The organism is Algibacter lectus, from assembly GCF_004368925.1.
Classification (GTDB): Bacteria; Bacteroidota; Bacteroidia; order Flavobacteriales; family Flavobacteriaceae; genus Algibacter; species Algibacter lectus.
Window position 1 is genome coordinate 28,313 of record NZ_SORL01000008.1, and the last position, 20,713, is coordinate 49,025.

Consider the following 20,713-nt stretch of genomic DNA (forward strand, 5'->3'; position numbering starts at 1 on the left):
AAACATGCAGCACTCAGCATCTAGTATTCGGTCGCAGTTTAAAATGAAAAATCTTTTTTTCGTTGTTTTACTCACTACACTTTTATGCACTAACTTTTCTTTTGCACAATATGAAATCCCTAAAACACCGGATTTTCAAACGAGTGTTTACGACTACTACAATCTTTTAAGTGCATCACAAAAAAGCAACTTAGAGCAAAAACTTATAAAATATTCCGACACGACTTCAACCCAAATAGTAGTAGCTATTATTGCTTCCACCGAAGGTGAAAACATTAACTATTTAGGCGCTAAATGGGGACAAGCCTGGGGAATTGGACAAGCGAAAGAAGATAACGGCGTGCTTATTCTATTAGCTCGTGATGATAGACGTATTGCCATTAACACGGGTTACGGCGTAGAGCATTTACTAACCGATGCGATGTCTAACAGAATTATTAACCTTGATATTATTCCATATTTTAAACAGAATGATTATTACGGTGGATTAAACAAAGGTGCCGATGCTATTTTTGAAGTACTAACAGGTGAATACAAAGGAACAAGACAAGCTTCTAATCAAGAAGGTATTCCTGTTGGTTTTATTATGCTATTGGTATTTATTTTTATCGTTATACTTATCTCTATTTCCAAAAACAATCGCGGTGGCGGTGGAAATAACAGAGGAAATAGATCTGCAGGATCCGATATACTCGAAGCTATTATTTTGAGTAATATGGGCCGTGGCAACTACCGAAGAGGCTCTTCTGGAGGTTTTGGTGGTGGCTTTGGAGGCGGAAGCTCTAGCGGAGGTGGTTTTGGCGGAGGCTTCGGTGGCGGAGGCTTTGGCGGAGGCGGTGCTTCTGGTGGCTGGTAAATTTATACCATAAAAAAAAGGAAAGCATTTATTAACGCCTTCCTTTTCTATATTTATTAAAAAAAAAATTTAATCTACTTCTTTTAGAAGCCTACATTATTAATGTAAGCATCCACTTCCATATCATGTCCAACAAAATCGGTAAAGGCTTTATTTAAGTCAACACTATTACCAACAGATAATATATGTTTTCTAAAACGTTCTCCGTTTTCACGATTCATACCACCGTTTGCTTTAATCCAATCGTAAGTATTATAATCCAATGTTTTACTCCACGTGTAAGCATAATATCCTGCAGAATAACCACTACCCCAAACATGTGCAAAGTAAGGTGTATGGTATCTAGAAGGCACTTCACTTACTAGTAATCCATTTTTAGCTAAAGCTTCTTTTTCAAATTCTAAAACAGATTTAAAATCTGCTTCGTTTTCTACAGTATGCCACATCATATCAATAACAGATGCTGCTAATAATTCTGTTACATCGTAACCTTTATTAAACATTTCAGCCTTCATTAACTTATCAATTAAAGCCTGAGGAATGGCTTCTTTAGTTTCGTAATGTATTGCGTAGTTTTTTAAAACATCTGGCTCTAAAGCCGCGTGCTCATTTATTTGAGAAGGAAATTCAACATAATCTCTAGGTACGCTTGTACCAGATAAAGACACATATTGTTGGTTAGCAAATAAACCATGTAATGTATGGCCAAACTCATGAAACATAGTGGTTACATTATCGAAACTTATTAAACTTGGGTTACCTTCAGTAGGTTTTATGTAATTAAATACATTAACGATTACTGGTTTTTGCTTTAAATAATGAGACTGATTAACAAAACTATTCATCCAAGCACCGCCTTTTTTAGTGTCGCGTGTGTAAAAATCTAAGTAGTACAATGCTAAGCTAGACCCATCTTTATCAAAAACTTCATAAGTAATAACATCTGGATTGTAAACCGGTAAATCTGTACGTTTTTTAAACGTAATACCATACATACGTTCCGCAGCATAAAACACACCATTCTCTAAAACCGAGTTTAATTCGAAATAAGGTTCAAGTTCTTTTTGATCTAAATCGTACTTAGCTTTTTTAACTTGTTCTGCATAAAAACTCCAATCCCATGGTTCTAATTTAAAACCACCATTTTGAGCATCTATAATACTTTGTATATTGGCAGCTTCTTTTTTTGCTTGAGCCACGGATGCTTTGCCTAATTCTGATAACAGATTTAAAGCACGATCTGGAGTTTTAGCCATTTGGTTTTGAAGTTTCCATTCTGCGTAATTTTTCTTTCCCATTAATTGGGCTTTTTGCATACGTAAAAGCGCTATCTCTTCTACAACTTGCCTAGTATCTGCAGCGTTATTCTTTTCAGCTCTTGTAAATGAAGCCTCAAATAACTTTCTACGGGTTTCTCTATTTTTTAGCACCGCTAACAAAGGTTGCTGAGTAGTATTAGACAATCCAAGAACATATTTCCCTTCAAGTCCAGCTTCTTCAGCTTTTAGCTTTGCTCTTTCAATATCATCAGAACTTAAGCCATCTAATTCTTCAACAGTATCAACAACCAAAGCCGCTTCTTTACGCGCTTTTAACAACCTACTATTAAACTCGGTTTTTAAAACGGAAAGTTTTTTATTAATTTCCATCATCTTCTCCTTGTCTTCACTAGATAAACTGGCGCCTGCCATTTCAAAACGCTTTAAATAGTAATCGACTAACTTTAAATCTTCACCCTTTAAGGTTGAAAGATCTAATGCTTTTATACGATTATAAATTTTAGAATTAAGATAAATATTATCGGAATGCGAAGAAAATATAGGCGCATACTCCTTCTCTATGGCTTGTAATGTAGGGTTGGTACTAGAGCCTGTAAGATTGTAAAATACATTTGTTGCTCTATCCAACACCTCTCCACTTAATTCGAGTGCCAATACGGTATTTTCGAATGTTGGAGCTTCTGTATTGTTGGTTATCGCATCAATTTCAGAATCGTGTATTTTTAGACCTTCTTTAAAAGCAGGCACAAAATCTTCATCTTTAATTAAATCAAATTGAGGAGCCTGATATTGTAATATACTTTTTTGAACTAAAGGATTCTGGATTTCATCTATTTTTTCTTTGGTTTTAGACGTACAAGAAAATAAGACAACATTAACTAGAACCAAGCATATAGCGTGGTGCTTTGTAAGGTGATTTATCATTGTTTTAGATTAAGTTATTAGTATATAAAAATACATAACTTAATCTAAAAACAACGCTATAAAATTATCAGTTTTTTGATTTACTTTTTACGCATGTAAACACTAATTGGAACGCCTTTAAAATCAAACTTTTCACGAAGTTTATTTTCTAAAAAACGTTTATAAGGTTCTTTTACATATTGCGGCAAGTTACAGAAAAATGCAAACTGCGGCTGCGGTGTTGGCAACTGCATAATGTATTTAATTTTAACGTATTTTGCTTTGTATGCTGGTGGTGGATAGTTTTCAATAAGTGGTAAAAACACCTCGTTAAGCTTACTTGTTTTTATTTTTTTAGATCTGTTATGGTAAACCTCAACAGCCGTTTCAATAGCTTTAAAAATACGTTGCTTTGTTAATACAGAAATAAAAACAACAGGCACATCTGTAAACGGCTCCATTTGTTGTTTAATAACGCGCTCGTACTCTTTCATTGATTTGTGGTCTTTCTCTACTAAATCCCACTTATTTACAAGAATAACAATACCTTTTCTGTTTCTTTGGGCTAGCCAAAAAATATTTTGAACCTGACCATCGAAACCACGAGTGGCATCTAAAACTAATAAACAGACATCGGCATGTTCAATAGCACGAACAGATCGCATTACAGAATAAAACTCTAAATCTTCTTTCACTTTAGATTTTCTTCTAATCCCAGCAGTATCTACTAAATTAAATTCAAATCCAAAACGATTATATTTTGTATCAATAGAATCACGAGTTGTTCCTGCAACATCTGTAACAATATATCTATCTTCTCCTATTAAAGCATTTATGAATGATGATTTTCCTGCATTAGGACGGCCAACTACCGCAAAACGAGGTAATACTTCCTCTTCTACTTCTTCCTTTTCAGGTAAAGCTTCAACTAAAGCATCTAATAACTCTCCGGTTCCACTACCATTTATACTCGCAATAGTATAATATTCACCTAAACCTAAAGAATAAAACTCTACAGCATCTGCAGCACGTTTACCGTTATCAACTTTATTTACAACAAGAAAAACAGGTTTATTTACTTTACGTAACAACTCTGCAACATCCTCATCCATTCCAGTAACACCAGTTTCAACATCTACCATAAAAATAATGGCATCGGCTTCATCTATTGCTAATTCAACTTGTTTATCAATTTCTGCTTCAAAAACATCATCACTACCTAAAACGTATCCGCCGGTATCAATTAACGAAAATTCTTTACCGTTCCAGTCACTTTTACCGTAATGGCGATCTCTTGTAACACCACTAACGGCATCTACAATTGCCTCACGACGTTGTATTAAACGATTGAAAAAAGTTGATTTGCCAACATTTGGTCTTCCTACTATTGCTACTATATTACTCATAAGTTTTGTTTTTATGCATTACATATCCTGTAAGCGGCTGCAAATATAGTGTTTAGTTCGATAGAAAAGAGTATTTTACTTTCCTAATGAATTAATTATGAATACACCACTAAACGAAATTGTACTTAGACCTCGGTTTAAAATGCAACTACCAAGAACAAATACCTCGGTTTTAAAGGACTTTGAAGACAGCAGGACCCTACAGTCTGATTTTATTGTATCTACAGTTGACGATCATGTATTTATCAAACTTCCCAAAGAAAAACAACATTTTTGGTCACCGCAACTACATTTAGAGATAAATGAAGTCGATGAAAACAACTGTTTATTACGTGGTTTGTTTGGGCCAAGTCCAACCGTTTGGACTATGTTTATATTTTTTCATTTTGCCGTTGCTATGCTTTTTATTGTGTTTAGCATTTGGGCTTATAGCAATTGGGCTTTAAAAGCCTCTTACCAAACGCAAATAATAGGGTTGGTTGTTTTAACAGGAATTTGGTTTGCATTATACTTTGCTGGTAGAGTGAGTAAATTTTCTAACCAAAAAGAAATGAATGCCTTATACAATTTTATGAATAGTATTTGTAAGGCATAAAAAAAGCTCTAATTGCTACCAACCAAAGCTTTTAAACTAAACTAACTCAAACTTTTCAAAATACCAATTTTTTGAATGGTACAAAGATGCGACTCAAGTTTTAACTAAAGGTTACCTAATTAAAAAGATAACGTTAGTTTTTTTTACTGATTATACCCAAAACGCCTTAACTGCTTTTGGTTACTCCTCCAGTTTTTATTCACTTTTACATACAGTTCTAAGTGAATTTGTTTACCGAAAAACTTTTCTAAATCTTTTCTAGCTTCTACACCTACGCGTTTTAAAGCTGTGCCTTTATGGCCAATTATGATACCTTTTTGAGTTTCGCGCTCTACCATAATTACAGATCGCATTCTAATAATTTTTTCTTCCTCGAAAAACTCCTCTGTTTCTATTTCTACAGCATAAGGAATTTCTTTTTTGTAATGAAGAAGGATTTTTTCGCGAATAGTTTCATTTATAAAGAAACGCTCTGGTTTATCCGTTAATTGATCTTTTGGATAAAAGGCTGGAGATTCTGGCAATAACTCGATAATTCTATGAAATACTTCTTTCACTTGAAAACCTTGTAAAGCCGAAATAGGAATAATTTCTGCATTTGGCACTTTCTCTGCCCAAAGTTGCACTTGAGTCTCTAATTGTTCCTGATCTGATATATCAATTTTATTCAAAAGTAATAAAACAGGGATTTTAGACGCTTTAATTTTATTAAAGAATGCTTCATCTTTTAAAGCTTGTTCTCCAATTTCTACCATATAAATTAATATATCCGCATCTTCAAAGGCCGATTTTACAAACCCCATCATAGATTCTTGCAACTCGTAAGCTGGCTTAATAATACCAGGAGTATCACTTAATACAACCTGAAAATCGTCTCCATTTACAATACCTAAAATTCTATGGCGTGTAGTTTGTGCCTTAGAAGTGATGATAGATAATTTTTCACCTATAAAGGCATTCATTAGTGTTGATTTTCCAACGTTTGGATTACCAATAATATTTACAAAACCTGCTTTATGGTTCATAGTCTTCAATTTATTAAGTTGCAAAGTTACAACCTTTATTTTTTTGAATTTACTAAAACAAAAAAGACTGCCATTTTCAGGCAGTCTTTTTTATATATTTAAACATTTCATTCTAATTATAAGTTGAAAACCTCAACATTACAATTGAAAGAATAATGTTTTAAATTACTTAACGATTTCTAACAATTCAACATCGAATACTAAAACATCGAAAGGCTTAATTTTTCCACCTCTTGGAGTTGCTCCGTAACCTAATTCTTGCGGTACAAAGAATTTATATTTAGAACCTACAGACATTAACTGTAAACCTTCTGTCCACCCTGGAATAACTTGTGTTACACCAAAAGTAGCTGGAGTTCCACGATCTACAGAACTATCAAAAATAGTTCCATCGGTTAAGGTACCATGGTAATGTACTTTTACTTGAGAAGCTGTTGTTGGTTTTTCACCTGTTCCTTCTTTCTCAACAATATATTGTAAACCACTTTCTGTTACCTGAACACCATCTTTAGATTTGTTTTCTTCTAAAAATTTCTCACCAGCTAATTTAACTTCACCAAACTCAGCTTCTGCTTTTTTAGCAGCTTCTTCTTTTTGTTTAGCGATATCAGCTTGTTGTTTCTTTTGGAAATAAGCTTGTACTACTTTTTGAGCTTCTGCTTGATCTATTAAAATATCAGTAGAATCAATAGCGTTCATAAACCCTTGAATAAACAACTCGTTATCAAATTCAGAGAAACTAGTTTTTACATTTCTAGCAACATCCATACCGATAGCATAACTTACTGAATCTAATTCTGTTTTTACAGGCTTTTTTGTAACTCCTGTGTTATTACAAGATGCCATTAATGCTGTAAGAGCAACTAGGCTTAAAACTTTAATTGTTTTCATTTTTTTGTGTTAAATTAATTTGCAGTCAAATGTAACAAAATTATAATAGCTACAAAATAGCTTTAAGCTCTATTTAACAAAAAACATTAGGCCGATACTTACACAACACTTAAGAAATGATAACTAATTTAATCTAGAAAGTATCTAAAATTAAAAAGCCTGCTAATAGCAGGCTTTTCGGTTTTAAGTGGGGAGAGCAGGATTCGAACCTGCGAAGACGTAGTCAGCAGATTTACAGTCTGCCCTCGTTGGCCGCTTGAGTATCTCCCCAAAACTGACCGCAAATATATTACTGTTTATTAATTCTACAAAACAAATTTCGTTTTTTTTACAATTCGTATCTAATTCTAAAAGTTAAAAAGCGTGGTTGTATATAATATTCGGTTGCGCTTACAGAAATTGTGCCCACACTACTCTGGTTTTGAGACCTGGTATTTAATAAGTTAGTTGCTTTAACTTCGTATTCCCATTTGCTGTCCTCATCTTTTTTATAAGCTAAAGACGCATCCCAAAACTCATAAGAATTTATTGTTTTTTCTTCATCTGAAAAGTCATTATATGAATAATCGGTCTTAAAAGTGAAACTTTTTAAGATTAAAGCATCAAATTCTACCGATGGTGCCTTAGTAAAAAACTTTGTTCTTTGTGTGCCTTGGTCATTATCTTGAATACTGTAACGGTACCCTAATTCAAAATTTGGCGCTTCTTTAAAATTAGTTCTTAATTCCCCTCTATAAGTTTGCGAATAAGTTTCGTTAGCAAATGGCAAATCGTTTACAAGCTGGTTGTATTTGGTATAACTTAAGTTACCCGTAGCTGTTGCTCTAAACTTACCCATTGTTTTTTGAACTCGAGCATTAGCACTAGCGCTTTCATCGGCTAGATTTGAATTATAAGGACTACTAACTCTAATAACACTTCCGAGAGGTAATTCGGAATTTGTTCTAATTCTATCTACTGTTTTGCTATAATTTAATCGCGCCGAAACATTGGTGTAATTAAACATATTAAAACTGAAATAAGATAAATTGAAGTTATGAGCCAAAGCACTTTCTAATTCCTGATTTCCAGAAAAAACAGAACTATAATCGTTTAAAACTAAACCTCTAGCTAATTGATTAACATCGGTAAAGTTAGTTTGCATATCGTAATTAAAAATAATACGCTCACTCTTTTTTAACTGAATCAACATATTAAAATCTGGTAGTAATCTAAAAAAGTTATCGGTATAATCTACATCAAACTGATCATTTTTCGCACTATAAGCATGTGCAGAAAAACCAGGCGTAAATGTAAAAATTCCAGATTTTAAGCGGTAATGCGCTCCTGCATAAACATCGGTAAATGTGTAAGCAATATCATTTGTATCTAAACCATCGTTAATGGTTGGAGTGGAGTTAAAATCGGTATCATCATCTAAAGTTTGAAATATATTAGAATCGAAATCTTGTTTACTATAGATGGTTCCCACAGTAAAATTAACATCACTTTTTTGATTTAGAATATTCCAATAATCAACCTTAGCATCCATTTGATTAGATTTTACGCGCTTATCCTGATTGATATCATATTGAATTTGATCTCTATCGAAACCTAAATCACTAGCTGTTTCATCATAAGCATCACTCGGGTTAATAGGGTCGTCTAAATCATTATCGTTATTAGTCGGGTCGTTTTCTAGAATAGCATTGTAAAAAGGATCTTCATCTTGCCATAAATGTTGCACTTCTAAAGCAAAAATATTCTTCTCGTTTAACGTGTAATAATAATTCAAGTTTTGATTAATACTAAATGGTGAAGAACTTTCTAGCTCACTAACATCTCCAACTCGAGATGATAATACAAACTGATCTTGCGATTCCTTAGATGTTCTAGCCAACACATCATAATCTAATTGATTACTTCCGTTTGGTTTGTACTTGGCACTAAACTTCAACATAGCCATATCGCTACGTTGGCGTGTATTGCTTTCTTTATTTTCATCACGAGAAGTATCATCTAAAAATTGCACATCGCTAATTTCTGTTAAATCTGTTCGGTTACTTAACAGAATCGCGAAACCACTTAAATCTAAAGTTGGTTTAGGTGAATAGCTAAAATTGGCAGCTCCGAATTTGGTGTTAATATTTTTGGCTCTATTATTCTGAAGTGATAAAAATCCTAAATTATTACTTCCTAAATCTATGTTTGTTCCACTACTTCTGCTTGGAGCTCTAAAACCACCAGTAAAGTTGAAATAATCGCGACGTGTAAACGCTATTTCGCCAATATTATTTAAATCTCCAATTACATTTATACTGTATTCCGGACTGTAGTAAAACAATTTTGGCTGAAATAAATACAATAAATCATTATCTGAAGTACCACCACCGGCAGTAACATTTCCGAACCAAAAATTCTTTTTACCTTGTTTAAGTCTAATGTTTATAGCAATGTTATCTTGGTTATTGGTTACTCCACCTAATTGGCCAACTTCGGCATAATTTTTAAGCACCTCAACTTTATCAATAGCATTTGCAGGAATGTTTTGAGTGGCCAACTTAGAGTCTCCATCAAAAAACTCTTTACCCTCAACCATAACTTTACCAACTTTTACGCCTTCTACTTCAATTTCACCATCATCATTAATCTCTACTCCTGGTAGTTTATCTAAAACATCTCCTAGTTTTCGTTCTGTACCTGATTTAAAAGAATCTGCATTATAAACAATAGTATCACCTTTAATGGTTACAGGCATTTCGTAAACTAACTCTACAGCATCTAGCGCATTATCTTCAACTAAAACAAAATCTTGAATTATTGCGCTTTCTTTTGTAATCACCTCAGCCTGTCCCGTTCTCATGCCGATATAACTCACTTGAATATTATACTTGGCATTTTTCTCTACTGAAAGTTTGTAACGACCATCTGGGTTTGTAATACCATAAGCATCTAGCTTTTGCGTATCTTGATTTATAGCAATAACATTTGCTAATTCTAACGGGTCACCAATACTATCTCTAACAACACCTTCCAGTTTAACTTGAGCAAAGGTTGTACTTACCGCTAAAAGCAGTGCAAAAACGATTAAATTTTTCACAGAATAAATTTTCGATTAATTACTTATAATAAAATGATTGCTATTAGCGTCTTCCGCCACCACCACGGTTTCCTCCTCTACCACCACGCATAGCTTGCATTTCTTCCATTTTTTTCTTCACAATGGCGTCGTATTCTGCTTGCGTTACTTCTTTTCCTTTAGACGGCACTTTCATTTCATCTTTTTCCGAAGGATTTAAAACAATTTTAGAACACAAAATTGTAGTTTTGCCTGCACTAACTTCTAAAATTAAACCAGGCAACCCCCAATATGTATCTGGTCCTTGGTTTACAGGAATCTGTGGTGTATACCAAGCTGTAACAACAACTTCTTTAGGTTTTTCTTCTTCGTCTTTTTTATCGTCATCTCCAGATGGTCTTCTTCCAAAATTACTAAAATCAAATCCTGAAGCCTCCTTTACTGCTGTAGCTTTAAAACAAGTATATTGTCCAATGGTTTTGGTTTCCGAGCCTAACTCCCATTTCAACTGTTGTAATTCATCTTTAATTAAAAACTGTTTTCCAAAAAATTCTTGCTCTTGCAATAGCTCTTTATTACTTACATTTTTATATTGATCGCCACCAGTAAAACTCATAGCTCCAAAACGAGGACCTCTACCTGTACTTGGCGCCTCTAATCGTTCTTCTTCCTTATATACAGATTCCGATTGATTAAAAGTTAGAATAAAAGTTTTCTCTAGCATACTTTTCATTCGGCCAGCAATTTCTTTTTTACGCTCTTCACTTAGTTGCCCTCCTCCAAAATTACTCATATCTACAGTAGTTTTAGACTCGTAGTATGCTTTACCTTGAAAGTCTTTTTGAGCAAAAGATAATACCGTTACAAAAAGTAAACATGCGGTTAATGCTGGTTTTAAAATCTTAAAATTCATTATTCTTATATTTTTGTTTTGTTACTAAAATTAAACTTTAATTTTAGCTTAGACTTAAAGAGATACCCAATAGTTTAATCTTAAAATGTTAAAATACTCTTAAAATAAATACAGTTTTTAATGCCTGAAAAATTGATTCAATTTTTGTAATTTCCCAATCGAATGAAACACGCTACATTTCTACTTTTTTTATTTACCCTTTCAATTTTCTCTCAAGAACCTATTGAAGCAACGTTAGTCAAAAAAACTTTACTAGATGTAGAACATTTAGTGTCGGTTAATAACTTTGGCACTACATGCTATATAAACAATAATGTACTCTACAAAAACCATAACAATAAAACTTTAAATTACAACAACCTACAATTAGGAAATATTGAAAGTGCTAACACTTTTAACCCGTTAAAAATTAATATCTTCTATAAAGACTTCAATACCTTAATAATTCTAGACAACCGCTTATCGGAAATTTTTAAAACCGATTTTAATGCCATTAACGACTACAAAAATGTTTCTCATGTTTCTACCGGACATGATAACACGGTTTGGGTTTTTAACCAAGACATTCAAAACCTTGAACTTTTCGATTATAAACAAAAAACCTCTAGAGCCCAAACACAGCCCGTACAAAGCCAAGTTTTAGACCTAAAAAGTAACTTTAATTATTGTTGGTTACTTACTAAAAACCAACTGTATACTTATAATTATTTTGGGAGTTTAATAAAAAAACTAGATAACAAGGGTTACACAGCTATTGCGGCAGACGGTGAAAACTTGATACTAAAAAAGGATAACAATTTACTCTACCTGAATAAAAACGATGAACAACCTGCACATATTATTCTTCCTAATATAATAATAAATCAGTTTTTTGTAATCAATGAAACCTTGTATATTTACACCCACAAAACTTTATACGAGTTTCAATTAAAAATAAAATAACACTATGCATATTGCTATTGCCGGAAATATAGGCGCTGGAAAAACCACTCTCACAAAACTGTTAGCAAAACATTACAATTGGGAAGCTCAATTGGAAGATGTGGTAGATAACCCGTACCTAGACGACTTTTACAACCAAATGGAACGCTGGAGTTTTAACCTGCAAGTATATTTTTTGAATAGTCGTTTTCGTCAAGTTTTACAAATTCGCGAAAGCGGAAAAGCCATTATACAAGATCGTACTATTTATGAAGACGCTCATATTTTTGCTCCTAACTTACATGCTATGGGCTTAATGACGAATCGTGATTTTGAAAATTATAAGTCGCTTTTCGAGTTAATGGAATCTCTTGTGCAAGGTCCGGACATATTAATTTACCTGCGTAGTACCATACCAAACTTAGTATCCCAAATACAAAAACGTGGTCGTGATTACGAAAACTCTATAAGTATAGATTATTTAAGCCGATTAAACGAACGTTACGAAGCTTGGATACACGGTTACAACAAAGGAAAACTTTTAATAATTGATGTAGACCACTTAGATTTTGTTGATAATCCTGAAGATTTAGGTTTTGTAATAAACACTATTGATGCTGAAATAAATGGGCTGTTTTAGAACAACCTGTTTCTTAAAACCTGAATTTATTTTAAACTGTTGTTGATTTTATTGTTTGCACTACAATACAAATCCACTTTTTCGAGCATGCTCAATAGCTTCTTCGCTTGTTTCTACCAATAAAACTGGTGTAGTTTTGTAATCATTAAACAACCCAGAAACACGAAGCATTTTCTTTTTGTGCTTAACACTGCGCAAATAAATAGCTAAAATTCTATTAGGGAATACCTGTGCTATTTCTATATAAATATCAGGATCATGCTCTCCACAATCACCAATTAGAATAAACTTTAAGTCTGGGTAAGATTCCAGTAAATTAATGATCTCTTTTTGCTTCTCGGGCTTCTCGTCTTTAGGTTTTCGTTTAAAAACACTCGGAAACTTTCTAAGGATAATTGGCCCGTTTGGGAAATTATTTTGCTTTAAAAAGTAATCCAAATATCGATACAAGTTCCAAGGGCTATGACTTACATAAAAAATAGGATTTGCTTCATGTTCCTTTTTACCTTGATGTAATAACTTATAAAATGCAGCGGCACCTTCTAAAGGCAATCGCTTTCCTGCGGATTTTAAAAACGTATTAAAAAGCACACGCCATTTAAACATAGACACAATACCGGTGTGTAAAATAGTATCATCTATATCGCTAATAACTCCAAATTCAGCACTTTTACAAGGAATAAGCATATGAGCAGAAAACTTATTCTCCGATTGAATTAAACGTTTAACAATTTTATTTTTAAAAGAAAACTCAAACTCAACCCAACCTTCATCATCCTGATATTTACTAATATCATCAACAGTTTCATCTAGCAAAAAATAACCTCTCTCGTCGGTTTTAGTATAAAACACGTGATCATCTCCGAGCCTAACACTGAGTTCTGCATGTTTTACTTCATCTGTTTCAAAACGTTTCCAAGCATTAATCAGTAGTTTTAAAACACTTTTTTGTTCTAAATTAATACTTTCATCTTCTATAGCTCGCCCACGCAAATACACACGGTTGAAAGTACCGTAAGTTTGAAATGCTATAATTTGGACAGGGTCTTTTTTAAACATATAGATTGTAAAAATACAAAAAACCACGCTTCCACGTGGTTTTTCAAAATTACTAAAAAAAGAAGTCTAACCTAATTTAAAACCTCTTCTTCAACTTTATTTATATCTTTTTCTAATTCAATTAAAACATCTTTAGCATCTGCACCTAAAGCAGCAAGACTTTTCTTCACCTCAGCTTTGGTTCCTTCAAAATTTTCGTAAGTTGTAGAACCTTCACCATTTTTTGTTGTTACCGTTTTTACTATAGCCTTAACCGTACCATCATCATTTTTATGAACCTCGACATTCACTTCTTTTTTAACCTCAACCTTTTCTATAACTTCTGTATTATTTACATGAGCCACAACACTATCGGCAGATAATGCAATACTTGGTGCGATAACTAAAGCTACAACCGACATCAATTTTAAAAGAATATTTAGCGATGGTCCGGAGGTATCTTTAAAAGGGTCTCCAACGGTATCACCTACAACAGCAGCTTTATGCGCATCAGTACCCTTTTTACCTTGCTCCTCTATAGTTTTTTTAGCATTATCCCATGCACCACCAGCGTTAGATTGAAAAATAGCCATAAGCACACCACAAGTGGTTACACCCGCTAGCAGACCACCTAACATTTCGGCTCCGCCAATAAAACCTACAGCAACAGGTACTGCAATAGCTAATAAACCAGGAAAAACCATTTCTTTTATAGATGCTTTTGTAGAAATATCTACACATTTATCGTATTCGGCATAACCATCGGCCGCATCAAAAATAGCACGATCTTCTTTGGTAGCCTTCGTCATATCCGAATCGTATTTACGCATCACAGCTAAAGCTGCTTTTAACTGCGGAATATCTCTAAACTGACGACGCACCTCTTCAATCATAGCCATTGCAGCACGACCAACCGCATTCATTGACAAGGCCGAAAATACAAAAGGTAGCATACCACCAACTAATAACCCTGCCATAATTGTTGGCTGAGAGACATCAATTGCAATTACATTAGCCGTTTTCATGAAAGCCGCAAATAATGCTAACGCTGTTAAGGCTGCAGAAGCAATAGCAAAACCTTTACCTACTGCTGCAGTTGTATTACCAACAGCATCCAGTTTATCTGTACGTTCACGTACTTCACTTGGCAACTCTGCCATTTCTGCAATTCCACCGGCATTATCACAAATTGGTCCGTAAGCATCTACCGCTAACTGGATGCCTGTATTTGCTAACATACCAACCGCTGCAATTGCAATACCATATAATCCAGCAAAATGATGTGACACAATAATGGCCGCTGCAATTAAAAGAATTGGAATAGCTGTAGACATCATACCCACACCTAAACCTGCAATAATATTTGTTGCGGCTCCCGTTTCCGATTGTTCTACTATAGACATTACGGGTCTTTTACCTGTAGCTGTGTAATATTCTGTTATTTTACCAACGGCTAAACCAGCCATTAAACCAGCAATAGTAGCCCAAAATACACCCATAGCCCCAAATGGTAAGCCTTCTACAGATTCTGGTAACAAGGCATTAATAATAAAATAAGATGCTATAACCATTAAACCCGCAGAACCAAATTCTCCAATGTTTAATGCTGTTTGTGGATTTCCTCCATCTTTTACTTTTACAAAAAAGGTTCCTAAAATAGACATCACAATACCAACAGCACCTAATACTAAGGGAAGATACACAGCACCTAAACCATTAAAATCTGGAGTTAAAATAAATGCTCCTAAAACCATGGTTCCGATAATAGATCCTACATAAGATTCAAATAAATCGGCCCCCATACCTGCAACATCACCAACGTTATCACCAACATTATCTGCAATAGTTGCTGGGTTTAATGGATGATCTTCAGGAATACCTGCTTCAACCTTACCTACAAGATCGGCACCAACATCGGCTGCTTTAGTATAAATACCACCACCAACACGAGCGAATAAAGCAATAGATGAAGCTCCCAAAGAAAACCCTGAAAGCACATTTAATACCATCGCTAAATTTTCTGCACCAGGCCAGAGGTTTTGATAAATCATAAATAAGCCACTTAAGCCGAGAATTCCTAAACCTACAACTCCAAGTCCCATTACGGCACCACCAGCAAAGGCAACTTCTAAGGCTCGCCCTAATGATGTTCTAGCAGCTTGCGTGGTTCTAACATTAGCTTTAGTAGCAACTTTCATTCCTATAAACCCTGCGAGTGCAGAACATATGGCTCCTATAATAAACGAAACAGCTACAATACCACTCGATCCAACTTCTGATACACCTTTGAAGTATAACAAAATAGCCACGGCTACCACAAAAATTGATAAAATTTTGTATTCAGCTTTTAAAAAAGACATGGCGCCATCGGCAATATTTTTGGCTATCCGAATCATTTTTTCATCGCCTTGATCCTGCTTAGTTACCCAAGCACTTTTAATAAAGACGAACACTAATGCACCTACCCCGAAGAGCGGTAATAATTTGATTATTAATTCCATAAGAGTTAGTTGATTTTTGGTTGTTGTTAATTTTACCAAGCTAAAAATAAGGAAATATAATTAATAAAAAAAGTCACCTTTAGTTAAAGATGACTCATTTATTTTGCAATATTTTAAGAATATACTAATTAGATAGTAAAAGTGCGTTTTTTCTTGTGCTCACTTTTATCATAACGATCTACACATTCGTGGTAAATTTTAATTGCTTGTTCAGCATTTCCCCAACCACCTGTATCAACTTTTTTCTTCTCTAAATCTTTATAAACTTGGAAAAAATGTTCTATTTCTTTTAATCTGTGTGGGTTTAAATCAGCAATATCCATTTTATTACTCCAAATAGGATCTGATACCGGTACACAAATAATTTTTTCATCTGGTCCTTTTTCATCCGTCATGTAAAACACACCAATTGGACGAACTTCCATTACAACCATTGGAAATGTTGGCTGATGACCTAAAACTAACACATCTAAAGGATCTTTATCTAACGCTAGAGTTTCTGGAATAAATCCATAATCACCAGGATACATCATTGAAGAAAATAACATACGATCAAAACGGATTTTGTGTAATGTAAAATCGTATTCGTATTTATTTCTACTTCCTTTAGGTATTTCAATTAAAACATCAAAAGTTAACGGTTGTTGTTTCTTGCTCATATTAAATCTTATTTTATTTTTCTTCTTCAAGAGAAGAATCTTAATTTTCTGTAATCAAGGTACAAATGTACTGAACACGAAAGCAGTAAACAAGATAAAAACGCCTGTTTTAACACTAAATTGAAAGCTTAATTCTACTTTTACCTTATATTAATTAAGAAATAAAAAGATACACATTGTAATTCAATTCCTTTTTTATTCAAAAATCCGGCCTCTTTCTCTACAAAACCCTTACAATTATTACAAAACTTAACCATAATTAGTATCTTGTGTTTTTTTAAATCAATGATATATAAGCGTCATATTATGAGACTACTCCCTGTTTTAATCATAACTATTTTAGTTAATTTCAACTTAACAGCACAAACCCAGCCGTGGCAAGGTAAATTCGAACCTATCGATAATTTAATTGCCCCACCAAACACGTACAGAACAGCTAGTGGTGCTCCGGGGAAAGATTATTGGCAACAACGCGCTAACTATAACATTAAAGCAACTATAGACGAAAAAACAAATACCCTTTCGGGGGAAGAAACCATAACCTATTTTAATAATTCTCCAGATGAATTATCATACTTATGGCTTCAATTAGAGCAAAACGTAAACAAAAAAGAAAACGAAGATTTTGGTAGTATTAATAATGAAGTAAAAGATTTTATTACCACTCGGAAAATGCAATTTCTAACCCGCGTTATCGATTTTCCTGCTGGCTACTCTATAAAAGAAGTAAAAGATGCAAATAATAACAATCTAAAAATACTTATTAACAACACCATGATGAAGGTTAAATTGAATACACCTTTAAAATCTGGTGAACAAATTAGTTTTTCAATTTCTTGGTCTTACCCAATAACAGATAGAAGTATGTATACGCTTTCGCGGGAAGGGTATGAATACTTTCCGGAAGATGATAACAGTGCCTTTTTAATTGCGCACTGGTTTCCTAGAATGGCCGTATATAGCGATACTGAAGGTTGGCAAAACCAACAATTTCAAAAGCTTGGTGAGTTTGCTTTAGAATTTGGAGATTACGATGTTGAAATCACAGTACCTGCCGATCATGTTGTTGCTGCAACTGGCACGCTAGAGAACAGCGAATCTGTATTAAACAAAACACAACTTAAACGCTTAAAACAAGCCAAAACTTCCTTTGACAAACCGGTAATCATTATTACTGAAGAAGAAGCCGACCTTAATAAGAAAACAAAATCTAACAATAAAAAAACTTGGAAGTTTAAAGCTGAAAATGTACGTGATTTTGCTTTTGCTTCATCTAGAAAATTTATGTGGGATGCACAAGCTGTAAAATTACCAAGCCATACAGTTATGGCTATGTCACTTTACCCAAAAGAAGGTTTACCTGTTTGGCAAGAAGTCTCTACAAAAGCAGTGAAAAACGCCTTGGAGGTTTACTCTAACGCTACTTTCGATTACCCTTATCCTGTTGCCATTTCGGTTAACACATCTAACATAGGTATGGAATTCCCAATGATTAGTTTCAACGGAGGCCGCCCAACGGATGGAAAAATAAGCGAAAAAGCTAAGGCAAGTATGATTGGCACTATTATACATGAAGTAGGACACAACTGGTTCCCTATGATTGTAAGTTCTGATGAGCGTAAATGGATGTGGATGGACGAAGGTTTAAACACCTTTTTACACCAACGCACGTTAAAAGAAAGATACCCTTCTTACAGCCACGTAACTCCCAAAAAAATTGTTCCTTTTATGATGGGTGATAAAAACATACTACGCCCAATTATGACAAATTCAGATAATGAACTATTCAACCAATTTGGAGCGAATTTCTACATGAAACCAACTGTAGGATTACAAATGTTACGTAACTCTATTATAGGTAAAGATTTATTTGACGAAGCTTTCAGAGAATATGCTAACCGTTGGAAATACAAACATCCAAACCCAGGAGATTTATTTAGAACCTTAGAAGATGCAACTGCTACCGATTTAGATTGGTTTTATAAAGGATGGTTTTTTACCACCGACCACGTTAACCAACAACTACATAATGTAAAATGGTTTACAGTAAAAGAGGAAAACACAAAAACTTCTAAAAACAATAATACTGAAGCAGAAATGACGGAGGATGTTTTTACAGATTTCTCGAACGGACCACAAGTTATAAATATGACATCTACACCAGATCGAGGATATGGTCAATTTACATCTCGCTTAGATGAAAAAGAATTACGCAAACAACTTTCTGGTAAAAACATTTACGAGGTTACTGTAAAAAATATAGGCGGCTTAATTATGCCTGTTATTATTGAATGGATTTACTCTGATGGTTCTTCGGAAATTGATAGAATTCCTGCTCAAATTTGGAGACGAAATGAATATGAAATTAAAAAGACATTCGTAAAAGCCAAAACGGTTGTTATGGTAAATTTAGATCCTAACTTTGAGCTTGCCGATACGGATATGAGTAACAATACATTCCCGAAAGCAGATTCAACTTCCGACTTCGATCGCTTTAAAGCAAATCAAACTAAATAAATTTTAAAATACATCGAATAAAAAAAAGCCAACTAAATAATTTAGTTGGCTTTTTTATACTCTTAAAAACATAGCTTAACTCTAAGCTTCTTTTTCTTTCTTCTTAAAACTCATAATTACCAAAATTATCATTCCGGTAGTAACCGATAAATCTGCCATATTAAAAACACCTGTTCTAAAAACACCTCCTAAATCTATAAAGAAAAAATCGGTTACAGAACCATAAACCACACGATCGTAAACATTAGCAATACCACCGCCTATAATACTTGCAAAAGCAAAAAGTGATAGGTTATCTAAACTCGTATCTTTTAAAATATGACGAAGTACAAATGCTAAGACAACAATAGGTAGAATTAATAATAAAATAATTCTTAAGGTTGGATTTAAATCACTGCCCATACCTAAAAATGCACCGGTATTTTCAACATTCATTAAAATAAAAGCATCTCCAATTAAAGAAATACGTTCACCCGGATGAATATCTGTACGACCAACAATAGTATTTCTAACACATATTTTCGAAATTTGATCGACAGCAATGGTTAAAACAATGACTAGAATAATGTAAATTGAGCGTTTTGTAAGTTTCATCTACTTATTTGTATCTAACGTTGCAGAAGCTGTTTCCGAAGCTCTATTTATTTTTTTAACTAAACCTTGTAAAACTTTACCTGGGCCAACTTCAGTAAATAAGGTAGCACCATCGTTTATCATTTGTTGTACAGATTGTGTCCAACGCACAGGAGCTGTAAGCTGCGAAATTAAATTTGCTTTTATTTCCGCCTCATCGGTAATAGCAGTTGCCGTTACGTTTTGATAAATTGGACAATTTGGCTTGCTAAATGTTGTATTTTCTATAGCTGCTGCCAACTCCTCACGAGCAGGCTCCATCATTGGTGAGTGAAATGCTCCACCAACCGGTAATACTAAAGCGCGTCTTGCACCAGCTTCTTTTAAAGCCTCACAAGCTTTATTTATTGCTTCAACTTCTCCCGAAATCACTAATTGACCAGGGCAGTTATAATTTGCAGCAACAACAACACCATCAATTTCTTCACATACTTTTTCTACTACAGCATCTTCTAAACCTAAAACGGCAGCCATAGTACTTGGTTGTAATTCGCAAGCTTTTTGCATCGCAATAGCACGTTTAGAAACCAGTTTTAATCCGTCTTCAAAAGTTAATGCGCCACTAGCTACTAATGCTGAAAATTCACCTAAAGAATGTCCTGCAACCATATCTGGTTTAAAGCTTTCCCCTAGCGTTTTTGCTAAAATTACTGAATGTAAAAATATAGCCGGTTGTGTTACTTTAGTTTCTTTTAAAGCTTCTGCAGTTCCTTCAAACATAATATCTGTAATAGGAAACCCTAAAATCTCATTAGCTTTTTCGAATAAACTTTGTGCTAAAGGAGAGTTTTCATAAAGGTCTAAACCCATTCCTGAAAATTGCGCTCCTTGGCCTGGAAAAATATATGCGTTCATAATTGGTTCTTTTATTAGTGCT

General features: G+C 34.0%; 16 protein-coding genes and 1 tRNA gene. 5 read left to right on the forward strand and 12 right to left on the reverse strand.

The features are described from left to right. Positions 1 to 4 precede the first annotated feature (4 nt). The gene (locus DFQ06_RS08625) at positions 5 to 856 is read left to right on the forward strand and encodes a TPM domain-containing protein (protein WP_394345339.1); all 852 of its coding nucleotides are present in this window, start codon (positions 5 to 7) and stop codon (positions 854 to 856) included. Between the two features lie 83 nt (positions 857 to 939). On the opposite strand, the gene DFQ06_RS08630 is transcribed toward DFQ06_RS08625, so the two are convergent. Together DFQ06_RS08630 and der are read right to left on the reverse strand one after the other, a co-directional pair. After that, positions 940 to 3,060, reverse strand: a complete 2,121-nt coding sequence (locus tag DFQ06_RS08630) for a M3 family metallopeptidase (RefSeq protein ID WP_133967263.1) — start codon at positions 3,058 to 3,060, stop codon at positions 940 to 942. Between the two features lie 80 nt (positions 3,061 to 3,140). Further along, on the reverse strand, positions 3,141 to 4,445 hold the full coding sequence (gene der, locus DFQ06_RS08635) for a ribosome biogenesis GTPase Der (protein ID WP_042496722.1): 1,305 nt from the start codon (positions 4,443 to 4,445) through the stop codon (positions 3,141 to 3,143). Between the two features lie 97 nt (positions 4,446 to 4,542). Here der and DFQ06_RS08640 point away from each other — a divergent pair, with 97 nt between their 5' ends. Beyond that, the gene (locus DFQ06_RS08640; protein ID WP_133967265.1) at positions 4,543 to 5,040 is read left to right on the forward strand and encodes a GTP-binding protein; all 498 of its coding nucleotides are present in this window, start codon (positions 4,543 to 4,545) and stop codon (positions 5,038 to 5,040) included. A 143-nt stretch (positions 5,041 to 5,183) separates the two neighbouring features. On the opposite strand, the gene era is transcribed toward DFQ06_RS08640, so the two are convergent. The 5 genes from era to DFQ06_RS08665 all read right to left on the reverse strand — a co-directional run bounded on the left by era (position 5,184) and on the right by DFQ06_RS08665 (position 10,927). Then, positions 5,184 to 6,065 (reverse strand): GTPase Era, encoded by an 882-nt coding sequence (gene era / locus DFQ06_RS08645; protein ID WP_042502661.1) that lies wholly within the window; start codon positions 6,063 to 6,065, stop codon positions 5,184 to 5,186. A 165-nt stretch (positions 6,066 to 6,230) separates the two neighbouring features. After that, positions 6,231 to 6,956: a BamJ family beta-barrel-assembly machinery protein gene (locus tag DFQ06_RS08650; RefSeq protein WP_042502659.1), complete on the reverse strand. Its 726-nt coding sequence runs from the start codon at positions 6,954 to 6,956 to the stop codon at positions 6,231 to 6,233. Positions 6,957 to 7,144: 188 nt separating this feature from the next. Next, positions 7,145 to 7,226, reverse strand: a tRNA-Tyr gene (locus DFQ06_RS08655). Between the two features lie 58 nt (positions 7,227 to 7,284). After that, positions 7,285 to 10,035: a TonB-dependent receptor gene (locus DFQ06_RS08660; RefSeq protein ID WP_133967267.1), complete on the reverse strand. Its 2,751-nt coding sequence runs from the start codon at positions 10,033 to 10,035 to the stop codon at positions 7,285 to 7,287. Positions 10,036 to 10,078: 43 nt separating this feature from the next. Then, entirely contained in the window at positions 10,079 to 10,927 is an 849-nt protein-coding gene (locus DFQ06_RS08665) for a GLPGLI family protein (protein ID WP_042502658.1), read from the reverse strand. Positions 10,928 to 11,089: 162 nt separating this feature from the next. On the opposite strand from DFQ06_RS08665, the gene DFQ06_RS08670 reads away from it, so the two are divergent. After that, positions 11,090 to 11,869, forward strand: coding sequence for a hypothetical protein (locus tag DFQ06_RS08670; protein ID WP_133967269.1), 780 nt, complete (start codon positions 11,090 to 11,092; stop codon positions 11,867 to 11,869). A gap of 4 nt (positions 11,870 to 11,873) precedes the next feature. Beyond that, the gene (locus DFQ06_RS08675; protein ID WP_042496710.1) at positions 11,874 to 12,488 is read left to right on the forward strand and encodes a deoxynucleoside kinase; all 615 of its coding nucleotides are present in this window, start codon (positions 11,874 to 11,876) and stop codon (positions 12,486 to 12,488) included. 60 nt (positions 12,489 to 12,548) lie between these two features. Here DFQ06_RS08675 and DFQ06_RS08680 read toward each other — a convergent pair whose 3' ends face one another. The 3 genes from DFQ06_RS08680 to DFQ06_RS08690 form a co-directional block, all read right to left on the reverse strand. After that, positions 12,549 to 13,547 carry an App1 family protein gene (locus DFQ06_RS08680; RefSeq protein WP_042496708.1) on the reverse strand — a complete coding sequence of 333 codons (999 nt, stop codon included), beginning with the start codon at positions 13,545 to 13,547 and terminating at the stop codon, positions 12,549 to 12,551. Positions 13,548 to 13,618: 71 nt separating this feature from the next. Next, the gene (locus DFQ06_RS08685) at positions 13,619 to 16,027 is read right to left on the reverse strand and encodes a sodium-translocating pyrophosphatase (protein ID WP_133967271.1); all 2,409 of its coding nucleotides are present in this window, start codon (positions 16,025 to 16,027) and stop codon (positions 13,619 to 13,621) included. Between the two features lie 128 nt (positions 16,028 to 16,155). Beyond that, positions 16,156 to 16,686 (reverse strand): inorganic diphosphatase, encoded by a 531-nt coding sequence (locus DFQ06_RS08690; RefSeq protein WP_042502653.1) that lies wholly within the window; start codon positions 16,684 to 16,686, stop codon positions 16,156 to 16,158. 285 nt (positions 16,687 to 16,971) lie between these two features. Here DFQ06_RS08690 and DFQ06_RS08695 point away from each other — a divergent pair, with 285 nt between their 5' ends. Beyond that, entirely contained in the window at positions 16,972 to 19,203 is a 2,232-nt protein-coding gene (locus tag DFQ06_RS08695) for a M1 family metallopeptidase (RefSeq protein ID WP_235833515.1), read from the forward strand. An 81-nt stretch (positions 19,204 to 19,284) separates the two neighbouring features. Here the strand turns inward: DFQ06_RS08695 and lspA are convergent, their stop codons facing one another. Both lspA and fabD read right to left on the reverse strand, forming a co-directional pair. Beyond that, entirely contained in the window at positions 19,285 to 19,797 is a 513-nt protein-coding gene (gene lspA / locus DFQ06_RS08700; protein WP_042496702.1) for a signal peptidase II, read from the reverse strand. Further along, on the reverse strand, positions 19,798 to 20,691 hold the full coding sequence (gene fabD / locus DFQ06_RS08705; protein WP_133967273.1) for an ACP S-malonyltransferase: 894 nt from the start codon (positions 20,689 to 20,691) through the stop codon (positions 19,798 to 19,800). Positions 20,692 to 20,713: the final 22 nt, after the last annotated feature.